12 protein-coding genes are annotated in these 16720 nt (G+C 71.2%); 2 read left to right on the forward strand and 10 right to left on the reverse strand.

The genetic code is table 11. The features are described from left to right. The first annotated feature begins 12 nt into the window (after window positions 1–12). Window positions 13–1953: a trypsin-like peptidase domain-containing protein gene (locus tag VZQ01_RS01385; protein WP_426746710.1), complete on the forward strand. Its 1941-nt coding sequence runs from the start codon at window positions 13–15 to the stop codon at window positions 1951–1953. 97 nt (window positions 1954–2050) lie between these two features. On the opposite strand, the gene VZQ01_RS01390 is transcribed toward VZQ01_RS01385, so the two are convergent. Both VZQ01_RS01390 and VZQ01_RS01395 read right to left on the reverse strand, forming a co-directional pair. Further along, a complete protein-coding gene (locus VZQ01_RS01390) occupies window positions 2051–3445 on the reverse strand; it encodes an undecaprenyl-phosphate glucose phosphotransferase (protein ID WP_223750093.1) in 1395 nt (464 codons plus the stop codon). Between the two features lie 218 nt (window positions 3446–3663). Beyond that, window positions 3664–4806: a glycosyltransferase gene (locus tag VZQ01_RS01395; RefSeq protein ID WP_267696573.1), complete on the reverse strand. Its 1143-nt coding sequence runs from the start codon at window positions 4804–4806 to the stop codon at window positions 3664–3666. An 82-nt stretch (window positions 4807–4888) separates the two neighbouring features. Between VZQ01_RS01395 and VZQ01_RS01400 the strand changes: the two genes are divergently transcribed. Beyond that, window positions 4889–6004, forward strand: a complete 1116-nt coding sequence (locus VZQ01_RS01400) for a glycosyltransferase family 4 protein (protein ID WP_426746711.1) — start codon at window positions 4889–4891, stop codon at window positions 6002–6004. A gap of 162 nt (window positions 6005–6166) precedes the next feature. On the opposite strand, the gene VZQ01_RS01405 is transcribed toward VZQ01_RS01400, so the two are convergent. The 8 genes from VZQ01_RS01405 to VZQ01_RS01440 form a co-directional block, all read right to left on the reverse strand. After that, the gene (locus VZQ01_RS01405) at window positions 6167–7471 is read right to left on the reverse strand and encodes an O-antigen ligase family protein (RefSeq protein ID WP_426746712.1); all 1305 of its coding nucleotides are present in this window, start codon (window positions 7469–7471) and stop codon (window positions 6167–6169) included. A 13-nt stretch (window positions 7472–7484) separates the two neighbouring features. Next, complete coding sequence (locus VZQ01_RS01410) at window positions 7485–8600, reverse strand: LptF/LptG family permease (protein WP_426746713.1); 1116 nt, start codon at window positions 8598–8600, stop codon at window positions 7485–7487. After that, complete coding sequence (locus VZQ01_RS01415; protein WP_223750097.1) at window positions 8597–9706, reverse strand: LptF/LptG family permease; 1110 nt, start codon at window positions 9704–9706, stop codon at window positions 8597–8599. Before VZQ01_RS01415 ends, VZQ01_RS01410 begins: the two co-directional genes overlap by 4 nt. Then, the gene (purD, locus tag VZQ01_RS01420) at window positions 9703–10968 is read right to left on the reverse strand and encodes a phosphoribosylamine--glycine ligase (RefSeq protein WP_426746714.1); all 1266 of its coding nucleotides are present in this window, start codon (window positions 10966–10968) and stop codon (window positions 9703–9705) included. The genes VZQ01_RS01415 and purD overlap by 4 nt, the downstream gene beginning before the upstream one ends. Before the next feature lies 1 nt (window position 10969). Beyond that, window positions 10970–13804, reverse strand: a complete 2835-nt coding sequence (locus VZQ01_RS01425; protein WP_426746715.1) for a zinc-ribbon domain-containing protein — start codon at window positions 13802–13804, stop codon at window positions 10970–10972. A 3-nt stretch (window positions 13805–13807) separates the two neighbouring features. Further along, complete coding sequence (purH, locus tag VZQ01_RS01430) at window positions 13808–15352, reverse strand: bifunctional phosphoribosylaminoimidazolecarboxamide formyltransferase/IMP cyclohydrolase (RefSeq protein WP_426746716.1); 1545 nt, start codon at window positions 15350–15352, stop codon at window positions 13808–13810. A 104-nt stretch (window positions 15353–15456) separates the two neighbouring features. Continuing rightward, the gene (locus VZQ01_RS01435; RefSeq protein WP_141322767.1) at window positions 15457–15948 is read right to left on the reverse strand and encodes a sigma factor-like helix-turn-helix DNA-binding protein; all 492 of its coding nucleotides are present in this window, start codon (window positions 15946–15948) and stop codon (window positions 15457–15459) included. Between the two features lie 55 nt (window positions 15949–16003). Further along, on the reverse strand, window positions 16004–16528 hold the full coding sequence (locus VZQ01_RS01440) for a MerR family transcriptional regulator (RefSeq protein WP_223750101.1): 525 nt from the start codon (window positions 16526–16528) through the stop codon (window positions 16004–16006). Window positions 16529–16720: the final 192 nt, after the last annotated feature.

The following is a 16720-nucleotide window of genomic DNA, read 5'->3' on the forward strand; positions in this document are numbered from 1 at the left end:
GCAGGAGAACCGATGAAACGATTCCAGCTCGCAGGTCTCGTCGCCGCGCTGTCGCTCAGCGCGCCGGCGGCGCTGGCCTCGGCGCCCGTGTGTGAGGCGACCGTGTCGCCCGCCTCCCAGCGCGCCACGAAGGTCGGCGAAGACGTGCACCGGCGTTTCGAGTCGGCCCATCCCTACGCCACCCCGGAGCTGCGCACACGAAGCGGTCCGCTCCACACCGACGTCATCACCCACCCGGGCGCCGCGTACATCGCCGCGCACTTCGAGCGGCTGGAGCTGGCGGAGGGCGACTTCGTCGTGGTGCGCGCCCCGGACGGCTCCCGCGCCAAGCGCTACGACAACCGCCACCCGGGCGCGCGCGACGGCTTCTGGGCCCTGCACATCCCCGGCGACACGGCCATCATCGAACTGCACAGCGCGGACCACCCCGGCCGCCAGGGCATCCTGAACCAGCACGGCTACAGCATCGACCGGTTCGCGCGCGGCTACACCAACGAGGAGATGGGCTTCACCTCCGAGCTGAACAAGGCCGTGTGTGGCGCGGACGACTCGCGCTGGGCGCCCTGCTACGCCGCCAGCGACCCCGCCATCTACGGCCGCGCCCGCCCCGTGGCGCGCCTGCTCATCGGCGGTTCCAGCGCGTGCACCGGTTGGCTCGTGGGCAGCCAGGGCCACGTCATGACGAACCAGCACTGCATCGCCACCGCGAGCGACGCGCAGAACACCGACTTCGAGTTCATGGCGGAGGGCTCCAGCTGCGCCACGAGCTGCGGCAGCTGGTTCGGCTGCCCCGGCCACGTCATCTCCGGCGGCACCCTGGTCCAGGCGGACGCGCCCCGTGACTACGCGCTGGTGCGGCTGGCGATGAATCCCACCAACAGCTTCGGCTACCTGCAGCTTCGCGGCTCGGGCGCGGTGGTGAACGAGCGCATCTACGTCCCGCAGCACCCCGCCGGGTACGGGAAGAAGATCGCCGTCGCCTCCACGGACGCCTCGGACGCGTCCGGCTTCGCGGAGGTCTACAGCCTCAACGAGCCGTCCTGCCAGTCTGGCGGCCCCAACGACGTGGGCTACTTCGCGGACACGCAGGGCGGCTCCTCGGGCTCCCCCGTGATTGGCCATGGCGACCACCTGGTGGTGTCGCTGCACCACTGCGCCAACTGCCCCAACCGCGGCGTCCCCATCCAGGCCGTCATCAGCCACCTGGGAGCGAACCTGCCCACGTGCGCCCTGCCCGCCGCCGGCTGCCCCAACCCGAACGGGGACGGCACACCGCCCCCGGAGGAGCCGCCTCCGCCGGCCAACTCCTTCGCGTACACGGCCTCCAACACCAGCGACGCCCAGCAGAACACGACGAACAAGCGCATCGCCCTCACCGCCGGCCAGACGCTCACCGTGGCCACCTGCGGCCTGACGGGAGCGAAGACCTCCGGGGACACCTATCTGCGCCTGCACAACCCGTCCGGAGCCTCCGTGGCCGCCAACGACGACGCCTGTGGAGGCCGCGGCTCCAGCATCACCCACGTCGCCACCGTCACCGGAGAGTACGAGGTGCGCGCGGGCTGCTACGCCAACGGGAGCTGCGGCGGCACCGTGGTGTGGGAGGTCTCCGGCGGAGGCAATCCCCCCACGCCCCCCACCTCCGGCACCTTCCAGTACAACGGGACGAACACCGACAGCGCCCAGCGCAACACCACCAACCGGGATGTCGTCGTCACCGCGGGCCAGACGCTCCTGGTGGCCACCTGCGGCCTGCCGAACACGTCCTTCAGCGGGGACACCTTCCTGCGCCTCTACGGCAACGGGGCGCAGGTCGCGGCGAACGATGACGCGTGCGGGGGCCGGGGCTCCAGCGTGAGCTACACCGCCACCGCCAACGGCACGGTCCAGATTCGCGCGGGCTGCTACACCAGCGGGACCTGCAGCGGCACGGTGGTCTGGAACCTCCAGTAGCGCGGGTCCGGTTCCACGGCGCGTCGGGCTCTCGGATTTCCACGGCCCGGCGCGGGCGGGGGCCTCGGATTTCCGAGGCCCGCTCGCCCTCCCGACGTCAGTAGGCGTTCTTCGAGAGGAAGCCGCCGAGCGCGGTGCGCACGAGGATCTTCAGGTCCATCAGGAGCGACCAGTTCTCGATGTAGTACAGGTCGTACTCGATGCGCTTCTCGATGCACGTCTGGCCGCGCAGGCCGTTGATCTGCGCCCAGCCGGTGATGCCCGCCTTCACCTTGTGCCGCAGGTGGTAGCGCGGAATCTGGCGCTTGAACTCCTCGATGAAGACGGGGCGCTCGGGGCGAGGGCCCACGAGGCTCATGTCCCCCGTCAGCACGTTGAAGAACTGCGGCAGCTCATCCAGCGAGTACTTGCGCAGGAACGTGCCGATGACGGTGCGGCGCGGGTCGTCCTTGCGCGCCATCATCGCCCCGGAGTGCTCGGCGTCCACGCGCATGGTGCGGAACTTGAGGATGGAGAAGGTGCGCCCGTCCATCCCCATGCGCTCCTGGCGATAGAGCACCGGCCCGCGGCTGGTCAGCCGCACGGCGATCGCGGTGGCCAGGATGAGCGGCGAGGTGGCGAGGATGGCCAGGAGCGAGAAGAGGATGTCGAACGCCCGCTTGGCCACCCGGCTCCAGCCCTCCATCGGGTCGCCCTGCAGCCGGATGATGGGCAGGCCGCCGAACTCCTCCAGGCCGCCATACAGGGTGATGTACTGGTAGAGGTCCGGGACGACGCGGACGTCCACGGTGCGCAGCGCCAGTTGCTCCATGAGCTGCTTGACGTGGGCCTGCTCCTGCAGCGGCAGCGCGAGGATGACCTGGTCCACCGGGTGCGCGTCCAGCACGCGCTCCACGTCGCCCACGTGGCCAATCACGCGCACGCCGTTGACGTACTGGCCCACCTTCTCCGGCCGCAGCGACAGAAGGCCCGTCACCCGGAAGCCCAGTTCCTTGTGGACCTCCACCGTCTCCACCACGCGCTGCCCCAGCTCCCCCGCGCCGATGACGAGGATGGACTTCAGGTTGTGGCCGCGCCGGCGCACCTCGCTGAGTACGTAGCGGAACGCCAGCCGGCTGCACGTGACCAGCACGAAGGCGTAGACGACGAAGATGACCAGCGTCAGGCGCGAGTAGCGCTCGCGCACGAAGTAGGTCACCGCCACCAGGATGAGCGTCGCGGTGATGGTGGACTTGAAGACCTCGAACACCTCACCGGTGTTCGTCCGGGAGCGGATGGCCGCGTACAGCCGCGACTGCTTGAAGGTCACCGGGAAGATGACCAGCAGCATCAGCAGGAAGACGAACGAGTCCTCCCAGGGAGGGATGCCCTCCGTGACGGGGACGATGCCCGAGAACCGCGTGGCGTACGCCAAGGCGAACGCCAGCGCGAGCATCACCATGTCCGCGACAACCTTGATGGACGTGTAGAAGCGCTGGAGACGACTGAACACGCCTGGACTCCTGTAACCTGGTCAACGGGGCGCCACCCCACTGCAAGACTCGCACCCTGGTCCGACGAGCACGCGTCCTGCCCGACTCCCTCTGACGAGACGGCCTCCTAACACGGAAAAACGCGTGAAACCAATGGGTTACCTCCACCCCGGCTGGACAATGGTGGGCAGAGGACACAGCCCGTCGATGAAAGACGGAGGTGGGGATGACAGCCGCGTCACACCGCCGTGGCGCGAGTTGTGGATTTCGTCGACAGGCTGAGGAGCGACTCCACTTCGCGGAGCATCGCCTGCTGGAAGGAGGCGCGGCTGAAGCGCTCGGCCTGCGAGCGGGCCTCTCGGGGACTGAAGCTCGCTTCCCAGGAATCGAAGCGGCGGACGGCCTCCGACAACGACGCGGGTGTCTGTTCTGAAAAGAACAGTCCGGTGCGGCTGTTCACCGTCTCCAACGCGCCGCCCTTGGCGAAGGCGATGACGGGGCGGCCGGTGGCCTGGGCCTCCAGCGGGGTGATGCCGAAGTCCTCCTCGGGCGTGAAGATGAGGGCGCGGGCGTCCCGGTACAAGGACGGCAGGGCGTCATCGGAGACGTTGCCCAGGAAGCGGATGTTCGGCGGCGGAGCGCCGGAGGTGAGCCGCGCGGCCTCCTGGCCGGTGCCCACCACCCAGAGGGGAACGCCCAGCTCGCGGAAGGCCTCGAGCGCGATGTCCAGCCGCTTGTAGGGCGCGAAGGCGCCGAGCCACAGGAAGTATCCGCCGCGTCCCCCGCCCTCCAGCGGAGACCGGGTGAAGCGCTCCAGGTCCACCGGGGGATGCACGACGGTGGCCTCGCGCCCCCAGAAGCGCTGGAGCTTGCCGGCGACGTGGTGGCTGTTGGCCACGAAGCGGTCCACGCGCGCCGCCGAGGCGCGGTCCCAGCGCCGCAGCCAGGGCCGCACCGCGTGCGCCGCCGCGCGCACGGGCAGCCGGGCGCGGCCGGGGCCGAAGTAGTCGTCGAACAAATCCCACATGTACCGCATGGGCGCGTGCACGTAGCTCAGGTGCGGCACCCCCGCGGGCGCGCGCAGGCCCTTGGCCACGCAGTGGCTGGAGGACAGCACCAGGTCGTAGTGCCCCTGGAGGCGCAGCGACTCGATGGCCCGGGGCATCAGGGGCAGCAGGTGCCGGTAGCGGCCGTGGACGCCGGGGATGTGCTGGAGGAACGAGGTGAAGATGCGCCGGGACTCGATGGCGGGGGACTGGGTGCCCGGCTGGTGGATGAGGGTGTAGATGTCCGCGTCGGGCAGTGCTTCGCAGAGCGCGTCGAGCACGCGCTCTCCCCCGCGGTGGGTGACCAACCAATCGTGGACCAGGGCGACCTTCACGAGGGCGGCTTCTAGCACCCCCCATGCCGTGCACGGCCAGCAACATGAAGCAGGTGGCTGCCTGCCCCCACGAGGGCCGCGCGTGTGGTACGCGGGAAGCGTGGCTCAAGTCCTCCTCGACCTGCGCATGGTGCGCGGCCGGCTGCATGGAATCGCTCGCTACGCGCTGGAGCTGGCGCGACGTGTGCCGCTCCTCGCGCCGGACCTGCGCTTCTCCGCGCTGGTGCCACCCGAGGGGCTCCCCTCGGACCTGGGGGTGCTCGCGCCCCGGATCCCGCTGCACCGCTCGCTCGCGGGCTTCCTCTCGCCGGTGGAGCAGGCCGCGCTGGCGGCGGAGCTGACGAGGCTGTCACCGGACGTCTTCCACGCCACGTCGTTCTCGCTGCCGCTGTTCTGGCGCGGTCCGCTGGTCGCCACGCTGCATGATGCCAACCACGTCGCGCTCGCCCGCGAGTACACGCCGGCGCAGGCGCTCTACTACCGGCTGGTGGTGGGTCCTCGCGCGAGGCGGGCCTCGGCGCTGGTGACGGTGTCCGAGTTCTCCCGGGAGGAGCTGGCGCGACACCTGGGGCTGTCGCCCTATCGGCTGCAGGTGATCCACAACGGCGTGGACCCGAGCTTCCAGCCGCCGTCCCCGGTGGAGGCCCGCGCGTTCCGCGAGCGGCACGAGCTGCCCGCGCGCTACGTGGCCGCGGTGGGCAACGCGAAGCGGTTCAAGAACCTGGAGCTGCTGCGCCACTTCGCCGCGGACCTGCCGGTGCCCATCGTCCTGCTGGCCGGCAAGGGCGCGGTGGCGCACGAGCTGGGGCTGCACGAGAACGTCCTGGACCTCGAGGAGCTGCCCGAGTCTCAGATGCCGCTGTTCTATGGCGCCGCGGCGGCGCTGCTGTTGCCCTCGAAGTACGAGGGCTTCGGGCTGCCCGCGCTCGAGGCGATGGCGACCGGGTGCCCGGTGCTCGCGGCGGACGCGACGGCGCTGCCCGAGGTGGTGGGGGGCGCGGCGTTGAGACTGCCTCCGGATGACCCGGACGCCTGGCGCGAGGCGACGCTGCGAATCCTGCGCGACGATGCGCTGCGCTCGGAGTTGATGGAGCTGGGGCGAGAGCGCGCCGCGCGCTTCACCTGGGACGAGTGTGCTCGGCGCACCGTCGCCGTGTACCGGCGTGTCCTCGAGAACCGCGCGCCCTCCACGACCTGAGGAGTCGACCGACGTCACGCCTGCACGTCGCATCCCGCGGGCGGCGACACCTGTTCCTCACGCGGCCTCGAAGCAATTCATGGCGCGAGCCATGGAAAAGCCCTGACACACGACGACGCGCCAGGCCGAGGCAGAGCGGCGACACGCAACGCCGCTCGGACCTCACTCGTGCGCGGCGGGCGCCGGTGCGGCGGGCCGACGTGGCGAAGCGCCGCGCAGCACCCCGCTGCCCTCGCACAGCCCCAGTCCCCACACGAGCGCGAACGACAGGTGCACGCTGGAGTGGAACGGCAGGTAGTGCACGAGCGCGAGGATGTGGAAGCCCACGAACGACAGCAGCGCGCCGGTGGCCGCGATCGACCCCGCGCGGTGTCGACGGATGAGCGCCCAGCCCAACAGGCCGTGCACGGTGAGCATCAACACCAGCCCCACCAGCCCCGTCTCGGCCCACACCGTGAGCCAGAGGTTGTGCGAGTCCGTGGCCAGCAGGTCCGTGATGCCCGACTCGTCCTGCCGCGCGAGCACCGCCGCCTTGTGGTTGCCGAAGCCCACGCCCACCCAGGGGTGGTCCTGGACGAGGCTCCAACCCACCGTCATCGCCAGCTCGCGCTCGCCGCCGTAGATGTTGTCCGCCGCCTTCCCCAGGCGCGCGCGCCACGCGGGAGACGCAAGCACGACGACAATCAATCCGGCGATGAGCCCCAGCCCCACCCTGCGCGCCAGGCCGCTCACGAGCAGCAGCAGCGCCACCACGCTCACCATCAACGCCGCGCCGAGCGCCGCGCGCGCGAACGCGTTGTAGATGGACACCAACATGCCCAGCACCACCACCCCCGCCAGCAGCCGACGGCGCGCGACCTCGGAGCCTCCGAGGATGGCCAGCGCGGGCCCCAGCGCGGCGATGGCGCCGTGCGCGAAGCGCAACCGGTGGAAGAAGATGCCGCCCGCCGCGTAGCGCGGTGAGGCCTCCGTGCCGAAGTTCTCGTGCAGCCGGGCCAGGTTCAGCTTCAGGAACGCGGGGGGCTCCCAGGGCCAGCGCACGCGGTTCTGGAAGACGCCCAGGCCCGCCGCGAACAACCACCCGCCCAACACCGTCCCGGCAAGCGCCAACCAGGGCACCCCCACCGAGCCCACGCACGCCACCGCCGCGCCCGCCACCGAGTCGAGCACCTGCCCGTAGCGGGAGCTCCGCGGCCACGCCGCCGCCGCGCCCGTCATGAGCGCGAGCGCGGGCGACACCACCTGCCACGCGCACAAGGCCACGCTCGCCAGGACATACGCGCGCACGTCCCTGGCGAGCACGAGCCTCCGCTTCGCCAACAGCACCAGCGAGAGCAGCACCGCGGCGGACGCGGCCACCTGCAGCACGACCTCCGCCAGCACGAGTCCCACGGCCCAGGCGAGCAGCACTCCGGCCACGACGCGACGAAGAAGAATCTCCAGCCGGGGCTGGGAGGGTTGGTCCATGAGGGGGTTCACGCTATCTCACGGCGAGCCAACGACGGGGCACGTGAAGAAACCCCTCCCGACGGAGCCAGAGCGCGGCGGCCACCAGCACGAGGATGACGGGGGGTGTCCACGCCGCCACCGGGGGTGACAGGCGCTCCGTCAGCACCAACGTGCGGCACACCATCATCAGGCCCCACATGCCCACCGCCACGAGCAGGCCCTCGACGATGGCGGCGGTGAGGTGGCCCTTGCGGCTGTTTCGCAGCGCCAGCCCCACCCCCAGCAGCGCGGCCGGCAGCGCCGCCAGCGGATAGGCGAAGCGGTTGTGCAGCGCGAGCTCGAACTGCTTGGTGGCGAGCCCCACCTCGCGCCGCGCGACGATCTGCTCGCGCAGCTCCCGCACGCGCATCTGCTCCGGACGGCCCGGGCGGATGCGGAAGGCCGAGGCGGCGATGCCCAGCTCGTACTCCGCGCTCTCCAGGCTCTTCACCGCCGTGTCCTGCTCCCCGCTGAACGTGCGCTCCACCACGCCCGTCAGTCGCCAGCGGTTGCCGTCCAGCCACTCCATGCGCGCCGCGTCCAGTCGGCTTCGCAGATCGAACTCGCGCGACAGGGTGAAGATGGACACATCCTGGAAGCCCTCCTGCGCGCTGCCCGCGCGGAGGAAGAAGATGCGGTCCCCTCGGCGGAACCACTGCTTCGGCGTGTAGTAGAAGCGCCAGTCCCCCCACCGGTTGAAGCGCTGGGTGGTGATTTCGTCCACGCGGCGCCCGGCGTGCGTCGCCACGACCTCGTCGAAGACCACCAGGCCCGAGCAGGCCAACAAGCCGAACGCCAGCACCGGCATGTACAGCGCGGAGGGGCCGAAGGTCAGCGCGCGGATGGCCGTCACCTCCCCCTGCTTGCGCAGCGCGGACACCGTGGTGCCCGCGGCCAACAGCAGCGCGGCCGGCCCCAGCTGCTGGACGGCCATCAGCGCCTTGTAGCCGTAGAGCTTCGCCGCGTCCGTCACCCAGCCCGGGCCCGTGTACGTCTTCGCCCGGTCCACGAAGTCCACCACCACGAACACGAGCACCAGGCCGCCGAGGATTCCCAGCGCGAAGCGCACGTACGTCCGCAGCACATAGCCGAAGAGCGTCAGTCTCACCGGACCGTCCCCGAGCGGCTCACCCGATACAGGGCCACCGCCCCCACCACCATGAACACGACATTGGCCAGCTGTCCCGCGAGCGCCGCCGGCAGCTTGCCCTGCTGTCCCAGCTGCTCGAAGGCCCGGCTGAGCAGGTAGTACAGGACGTAGCCACCCAGCGTCAGCAGGTAGCCCCACGCGCGGCCCGCCTGTCGCCGACCGATGGCCAGCGGCGTGCCCAGCAGCGCGAACGCGATGGGCGCCAGCGCGCCCCCCAACCGGCTGTGCAGCGCCATCCGGAAGCCTCGCGCGTCGCCGCCCTGCGCCTCCGCCTCGCTCGCCGCCTGCATCAACTCCACCGGCGTCAGCTCCTCCTTCGCGGAGGTGAAGCGGCCCCGCTTGCCCATGGACGCACCCACGCCCACGCTGATCTCCGCGCCATCGAAGTGGATGACGCTGTAGTCCTCGCTCGCGCGCCCGGAGCGGTGCACCTCGCCGTCCTCCAGCGCGAAGCGCAGCACCTCGCCGCTGTTGGACGTGCCCACCTGTCCGCGATGCGCCAGCACGAGCAGGGGCGAGCTCGCCTCGCGGTCATCGTGCAGCAGGACGTTCGTCCACTTGCCGTCCGCGGACACCTTCTCCGCGTACAGCGTCAGGTCACTCAGGTCCTCGTAGAAGGTCCCCGACTTCACGTCGCCCACGACGTTCTTGCGGATGACCTCGCTCACCAGCTCCTTCACGCCGGTGAGCCCCCACGGCTGCGCGGTGGAGGTGATGAGCAGCATGAGCGCGCTGAGCGCCACCGCGATGCCCATGGGCGCCGCGAGCAGCCGCGAGGGCCCCACGCCCAACGCCTGGAGCGCCGTCAGCTCGCGGTCCTCGCCCAGCCGCCCCAGCCCCAGCAGGATGGCCAGCAGGAAGGCGATGGGCAGCGCCATCATCAGGAAGTGCGGCGTCAGGTACGCCACCAGCCGGCCCAGGTCCGTCAGCGTCACGGACGAACCCAAGAGCACGTCCGTGCCCCGCAGGAACTGCATCACGAAGAGCAGCAGGAACATGAAGGCCACCCAGACACCGAGCGGCACCAGCAGTTCCTTGAGCAGATAACGCGAGATGCGCGTCACGGCGTCGCCTTCAGCCCCTTCGCGCCGATGTCACGACGGAAGTGCATGCCCTCGAAGCGGACCGCCTCCACCGCCGCGTAGGCGCGCTCCCGCGCCCGCGCCAGGTCCTCGCCCCGGGCGCACACCGTCAGCACGCGTCCGCCACTGGTCACCAGCGCCCCACCCCGCTCCTCCGCGCCCGCGATGAACACCAACGCGTCCGCCGGCACCGCGTCCACCCCGTCGATGCGCTGCCCCTTGCGCGGTGACTCGGGATACCCCTCCGCCGCCACCACCACGCCCACCGAAGCGCCGGACGCGGCCACCAGCGACCTCGACTCCAGCTGCCCCCGCGCGCACGCATCCACCAGCGGCAGCAGGTCCTCACCCAGCTGCATCATCAACACCTGCGTCTCCGGGTCTCCGAAGCGCGCGTTGAACTCCAGCACCTTGGGGCCGCTCCGCGTGAGCATCAGCCCCGCGTACAGCACGCCCCGGAACGCAAGCCCGCGCCGACGCAGCACCGCCAGCGTGGGCGCGATGACGCTCTCGCCCACCTCCGCCAGCTGCCGCGCGTCCAGGAAGGGCGCCGGGCTGTAGGCCCCCATGCCTCCGGTGTTCGGACCGGTGTCGCCATCCCCCACGCGCTTGTGGTCCTGCGACAGGGGCAGCATCGCGTAGCGCTCGCCGTCGCAGAGCGCCATGGCGGAGACCTCTTCGCCCTCGAGCAGCTCCTCCAGCACCATGCGCTGGCCCGACGAGCCCAGGGCCGCCACGGCCCGCACCGCCTCGCGCGCGGCCTCCACGTCGTGCGCGACGATGACGCCCTTGCCCGCGGCCAGCCCGTCCGCCTTGACGACGATGCGGCCCTGCGCCACCGCGTAGGCCTCCGCCTCCGCCGCGTCCGTGAACGTCCGGAAGGCCGCGGTGGGCACGCCCGCCTCCGCCATGATCTCCTTGGCGAAGGCCTTGGAGCCCTCGATGAGCGCGGCGCCCGCCACCGGCCCGAAGCAGGCGATGCCCGCCTTCGCCAGCGCGTCCGCCACACCCGCCACCAGCGGCGCCTCCGGCCCCACCACCACCAGGTCCACCGACTCGCGCTTCGCGAGCGCGACGACCTCGTCCGGCGAGTCCGCCTTCACCGGCACGTTCGTCGCCAGCTTCGCGGTGCCCGGGTTGCCCGGGGCACACCACAGCCGCGTGAGGCGCGGGCTCTGCGACAGCTTCCACGCCAGCGCGTGCTCACGGCCTCCGGAACCCAGCAACAGGACCTTCACATCCACCTCATCTGTCCAACAGGTAGAGCATCCGTTTGGCGGGGAGGTACTCGGGGTCCAACCCCACCACGCTCACGAGTTCCTTGCGCGCCTCGGCTCGCCGCTGCGTGGACTCCAGCTCCGCCAGCCGCACCCTCGCGGACCAGAGCGTGGGAGACAACCCCAGCGCATCCCGCAGCGCGCGCTTGGCGGGCTCCACCTGACGGCCGTCCGCCAGCGCCCAGCCATGCGCCAGGTGCGCCACCGGGTGCTGCCGCCCCGCCGACACCGCGCGCGCCGACAGCGCCCGCGCCTCCGTGGTGTTGCCCTTGCGCGAGGCGATGAGCGAGCGGTACGCCAGCGCGTCCGCGTTGTTCGCGTCCGACTCCAGCACGTCGCGCAGGTGCCGGTCCGCCGCGTCCAGCTCCCCCTGGTGGAAGCGCAGAACCCCCTCGTAGAGGGAGGGGCCCGGGTCATCGGGGTTCTGCGCGAGCGCGAGGATGGTGCCCTCCACGCCCCTCACCGTCTCCGCGGGCCGCAGCCAGAAGCGCGTGCTCACGGGCCGGGGCTCCAGCCGCAGCGGGTCCGCCGCCAGGGCCTGTTTCAGCACCCGGAACGCCTCCGTGCTCCGCTTCGCCGCGGCCTCGGCCACGCCCGCCAGCAACTGCGCGTCCAGCCGCCGCGCATCCAGGCCCGTCGCCGTCTGGAAGCGCTCCAGGGCCTCCAGGGGCTTCTTCTCCAGGAGCAGCAGGCGGCCCTCCAGCACCGCCTCCAGCGCGCGGTCCTCGAGCCGACCCTTGATGCCGTCCAGGTGCTTGCGCGCCCTCGCCGCGTCGCGCTGCTCCAGCGCCACCAGGAAGACCTGCAGGTGCGCCTCGGGCAGCTCCTTCGCCAGGCCCAGCGCCTCTTCCGCGGCCTTCACGCCCGCGTCGCTGTTGCCCGCGGCGCGCTCGGCGGCGGCCAGGTGCACGAGCACCTGCGCCACGTCGCGGTGGTCATGTCGCTCGCGCGTCTTCAACAGCGCCCGCAGCTCTCGCACGCCCGCGGCGGCATTGCCCTCCGCCTGATAGCGCAGCACCGCGAGCGGCAGCAGCGCCCGCAGCTCCCCGGGGTCCGCCTTCACGCGCGCCTCGTACAGCTTGCGCGCCTCCTGCGGCTCACCGACCTCCTGGTAGATGCGTGACGTGGCCGCCAGGCTGTCCCAGTCCCGAGGGTCCGCCGTCAGGCGCTTGCGCAGCGTCTCCAGCGCGAGCTTGTACTCACCCGCGGACTCGTGCGCGAGCGCCCGGTAGTACTGGATGCGCTTGAGGTCCGGGGCGAGCTTCTGCGCCATGCCGAACTGCTGGTCCGCCAGCCCCCCGGACGACGACAGGTAGACGCGGCCCATCACCAGATGCGCCTCCGCCTTCTGCGCATCCGTCGCCTTCGCGTGCGCCAGCGACTCCTCCGCCAGCACCCGGGCCCGCTCACGCGGCGCGCTCTGCCGCGAGCGCGTCAGCAACAGGTTCGCCTCCGCCAGGAGCAGTTGGGGCACGCGCCCAGCGCGCGACTGGGCGGCCTCGACCAGCTCGCTCGCCTCCTTGAAGGCCCCGTCATCCAACCCCGCGCCGCGCCCCAGCGCGAGCGACTGGACATAGCCCGCGATGGCCTCGTCGCTGCGAGGGTCCAGCAACAACGCCTGCTGGAAGGACTCCTCGGCCTCCGTGTACGCGGAGCGCTCCTCGCGGGCCAGCTGCCGCCGGCCGTCCTCGAGTCGCTGCGCGCTCGTGCCCTCCAGCTCCAGGTACTTCAGCTTCCAGCGCGGGAGCACCGTCTGGATGACCTCGGGGATGGGCGCCACGACGGGCGTCGCGGCCGCCTGCCGCGCCTCTTCCTGATGCTGCAGGTAGAAGTAGCCGCCCACCCCCGCGCCACCGAGCACGAGCACCAGCCCGCCCACCAATCCCCAGCGCCCCCCACCGCCCGACGAGCCCTGCTTCTGCGCGGAGCCCGAGCGCACGTTGGACGGCGGACGCGCCGCGGCGCGCTTGCCACTGCGCGGCTCCGCGCCCAGCTCCGGCGCGGGCGGGCCCCGCATCGAGCTCACGTCGTCCCGCATGCTCTGCCCCAGCGAGGCGTCCACCCCACCTTCCTCGGGCGCGGTGAGCGGGGGCAGGAAGTCCATGCTTCCCGGAGCGGCGACGGGCGCGGCCGACTTGGGCGCACTGCCCGCGGACTCGCGCTGACGGCACGCATCACAGATGCCGAGCGCCTGGTCGAACGGGTCGACGAGCGGCTTGTTGCAGGTGCGGCACCCCATCGTCGCCGGCTTCGGCGCGGCGGCAGCGGCGGGCGGAGGCGCGGCGGGACGCGGCGGCGCCACGGAGACAGGCACCGCGCCGGGCTCCGAGGAGATGCGAGCCACGGGCGCGGGCGGCGAGGTGGGCGCGGGCCCCAGGAAGTCGAGCAGCGGATCCGCTCCCGCCGAGGGCGCCGGCGCGGGCCCGCCCAGGTCGGCGAACGGGTCCACCGGCGGCGCGCTGCTCGGCGAGGGCTCCGGCATCGCACCGAAGTCTCCGAACAGGTCGGCCTCCGGCGCCGCGGCCTTCGCGGGCCGGGCCGGAGCGGCGGGCGCCTGCGCGGGCGTCGGCGCCGGGGCGCCGAAGTCACCGAACAGGTCATCCGCGGGAGGCGGCGCGGAGGAAGCGGGCGCCGCGGGACGTGACGGGGCCGCTGGCGCGTCCTGTGAAGGCGCGGCCGAGGGATCCCGCCGGACGAGCTGCAGGTTGCGGCAGCGGGGACATTGCGCGCGGACGCCCTTTGCCGTGATCAGTCGATCATCGATGGCATAGGCGGCGGCGCATTTCTGGCAGACGATGCGCATGAGTCAGTGCCGGAAGTGTCGCACTCCGGTCACCACCATGGCCATCCCATGTTCGTCCGCGGCGGAGATGACCTCCGCATCCCGAACAGAGCCGCCCGGCTGGATGACGCAGGTCGCACCCGCCCGGGCCGCCTCGTCCAGGCCGTCCCGGAAGGGGAAGAAGGCGTCCGAGGCCACGGCGCTCCCCTGGAGGGCCGCTCCGCCGCGCTGCATCGCGATTCGGACCGAGTCCACCCGGTTCGTCTGTCCGCCGCCCTGCGCCAACAGCTGGCTGCCCGAGGCGAAGACGATGGCGTTGCTCTTGACGTGCTTGCACACCTTCCAGGCGAAGCGCAGGGCGCGCTCCTCGTCCGGTGTGGGTGCCCGCTTGGACACCACCTTCCACCCCAGCTCCGGCTCCACCGCGTCCCGGTCCATCAGCAGCAGGCCCCCGGACACGCTCCGGCCGTCCAGCTGGGCCCTTGGCCGCGCGGTCGGAGACGCGAGCGCCGCGCCCGCCTCCAAGAGCCGCAGGTTCTTCTTGGCCGCCAGCACCTGCAGCGCCGCCTGCGAGTACGAGGGGGCGATGACCGCCTCCAGGAACGTCTCCGCCATCGCCTGCGCGGTGGCCTCGTCCACCTCGCGGTTGAACGCCACGATGCCGCCGAACGCGGAGGTCTCATCCACCGCCCGCGCCGTGCGGTACGCCTTCACCAGCGCGTCATCCACCGCCACGCCGCACGGCGTGTTGTGCTTGATGATGACCGCGGCGGGCCGCTCGGCGAACTCGAGCGCCAGGCCCAGCGCCGCGTCCAGGTCCAGGATGTTGTTGTACGAGAGCTCCTTGCCCTGGAGCACCTTGGCGAAGCCCACCGTCGGCTCCGAGGGCGCCGAGTGCTCGCGGTAGAAAGCACCGCGCTGGTGCGGGTTCTCCCCGTAGCGCAGGTCCTGCGCCTTCTTGAACGACAGCGACAGCTCTCCGGGGAAGGGCTCGCTTGCCTGCGCGGACAGCCACGCGGAGATGGACGCGTCGTAGGCCGCCGTGTGCGCGAACGCCTTGCGCATCAGCTTGCGCCGCGTCGCCTCGCCCACCGCCTTGTGCTGCTCCAGCTCCGCGAGCACCGACGGATAGTCGTCCGGGTCCACCACCACGGCCACGTGGCGGAAGTTCTTCGCGGAGGCGCGCACCATCGCCGGCCCGCCGATATCAATCTGCTCGATGACGTCCGCCTCCGCCGCGCCCGACGCCACCGTCTGACGGAACGGATACAGGTTCACCGCGACCAGGGAGATGGGCTCGATGCCGTGCGCCTTCATCTCCTCGCGGTCCGCCTCCAGCTCCAGGCGGCCGAGGATGCCGCCGTGGATGCGCGGGTGGAGCGTCTTCACGCGGCCGCCGAGAATCTCGGGACTCTGCGTGTGCTCGGACACCTGGGAGGCGGGGATGCCGGCGCCCTTGAGCGCCTCCAAGGTTCCCCCCGTCGACAGCAACCGGAACCCCAGGTGAACCAGCCCCTGGGCGAAGGGAACCAGACCGCGCTTATCGGAAACGCTGAGGAGTGCCAGCACGTGTGCGCCTCGGTGTGCGGGAAGCGGCGGTACTAGCAACCACCCCCTGGGGTGTCAACGCAACACGTCGGCGCGACGTTGGCGGCACCAGGCCGCCGGTCGATTCAGGGCTTGCGGGCCGAGACAGGAGGCTCGGCCTCGGTGGCCTCGCGCAGCTTCATCAGCCCGCGCGTCTCCACCTGGCGGATGCGCTCACGGGTGAGGTTCATGATCTCCCCCACCTCCTCGAGCGTGATGCCGCCCTTCTCCGCCACGTCCAGGGCGCAGGTGTGCTCCAACTCCCAGATCTCCTTGTCCGGGAAGTTGAGCTTGATGGACCCCGTCTCCGGGTTCACGTCCAGATACAGGTTGTGCTTGCAGGAGACGAACATGCACGGACGCGGTCCGTTCACGCAGTCCGCGCGCGTGCGCGGCCGGGTGTCGTCCATCTGCTTGAGCAGGTCCGCCTCTTCCGGGTCCACCTGCCCGGTGAGCCGACGGCGGCGCAAATCACGCGCCATCTCCTTGCGCGACATCGTCTTGGACCGTCGGCGCTCCTGCGCCAGGTCCTCTTGCGCCTGGTCTCCGCCCTCCTCCACTTGCTTCACTTCCGACATGTCCCCTCCACGTGAGGCCAGTCTAACCGGGTCCACCGGTTGCAGGGCCGGCATCTTATTGCGAACTCATCGTTTCGTCTTCGCGTGCGGTCACCGCGCTGCCCAGCCGGGCCACGTCCCGGACCAGATCCTGCGCTCTTTGCCGCAGCGTTGCCAACTCCGCCTCGAGCGAACGTCGATGCTCCCCCCCGAAGGCGCGCTCTCCCAACTCCTCCTGGAGCCCATCCAATAGACCGCCGAGGTCGCGTTCCACCTGGTCGATGTGGTTGCGGTGGAAGACGAAGGACTTCTTGATGTCCTCCAGGGTGTGCCCCTCCGCCATCATCTTCTTGATGACATTGATCCGGCGCACCGCTTCCACGGGGTAGAGCCCCAGGCTCCCCTGGTGCTTCCCCTTCCGCCCCACCCGGCGACTCCTCGGTAGCAACCCCGCCTGGACGTACTTGCGGAAGGTCGCCTCCGACAGCCTCACGCCCCTCGGACGAAAGATTTCAAGGATGGCGCTCGCGGGCAGACCGCCCGCGTTCTCGCGCTCGATCCGAGCAATCTCGTCGGGAGCCAACAGGTCCATCGGTTCCATTGAATATAAGCCACTCAGTAGAGGACACTGAGTGCCAGAAACGACCATTCGGTGTCAAGGCAGACCGCTACAGGGCTGTTGTGCTGTCGGCCTGTTCACGCTTTCGAGAAAGACGGCGGGTGCGCCCGCGCCCGAGCGAGCGGCGCTTCGAACGGAGTGCTCGCGGACCCGGAGGACCCCTCGGTTTTCCAC

This window comes from Myxococcus faecalis (assembly GCF_050039385.1).
Taxonomy (GTDB): Bacteria; Myxococcota; Myxococcia; order Myxococcales; family Myxococcaceae; genus Myxococcus; species Myxococcus fulvus.

Coding starts and splice junctions, on each gene's coding strand:
- VZQ01_RS01425 (WP_426746715.1), bottom strand. CDS start 13,804: ATGCGCATCGTCTGCCAGAAATGCGCCGCCGCCTATGCCATCGATGAT.
- VZQ01_RS01440 (WP_223750101.1), bottom strand. CDS start 16,528: ATGGAACCGATGGACCTGTTGGCTCCCGACGAGATTGCTCGGATCGAG.
- VZQ01_RS01435 (WP_141322767.1), bottom strand. CDS start 15,948: ATGTCGGAAGTGAAGCAAGTGGAGGAGGGCGGAGACCAGGCGCAAGAG.
- VZQ01_RS01405 (WP_426746712.1), bottom strand. CDS start 7,471: ATGGACCAACCCTCCCAGCCCCGGCTGGAGATTCTTCTTCGTCGCGTC.
- VZQ01_RS01385 (WP_426746710.1), top strand. CDS start 13: ATGAAACGATTCCAGCTCGCAGGTCTCGTCGCCGCGCTGTCGCTCAGC.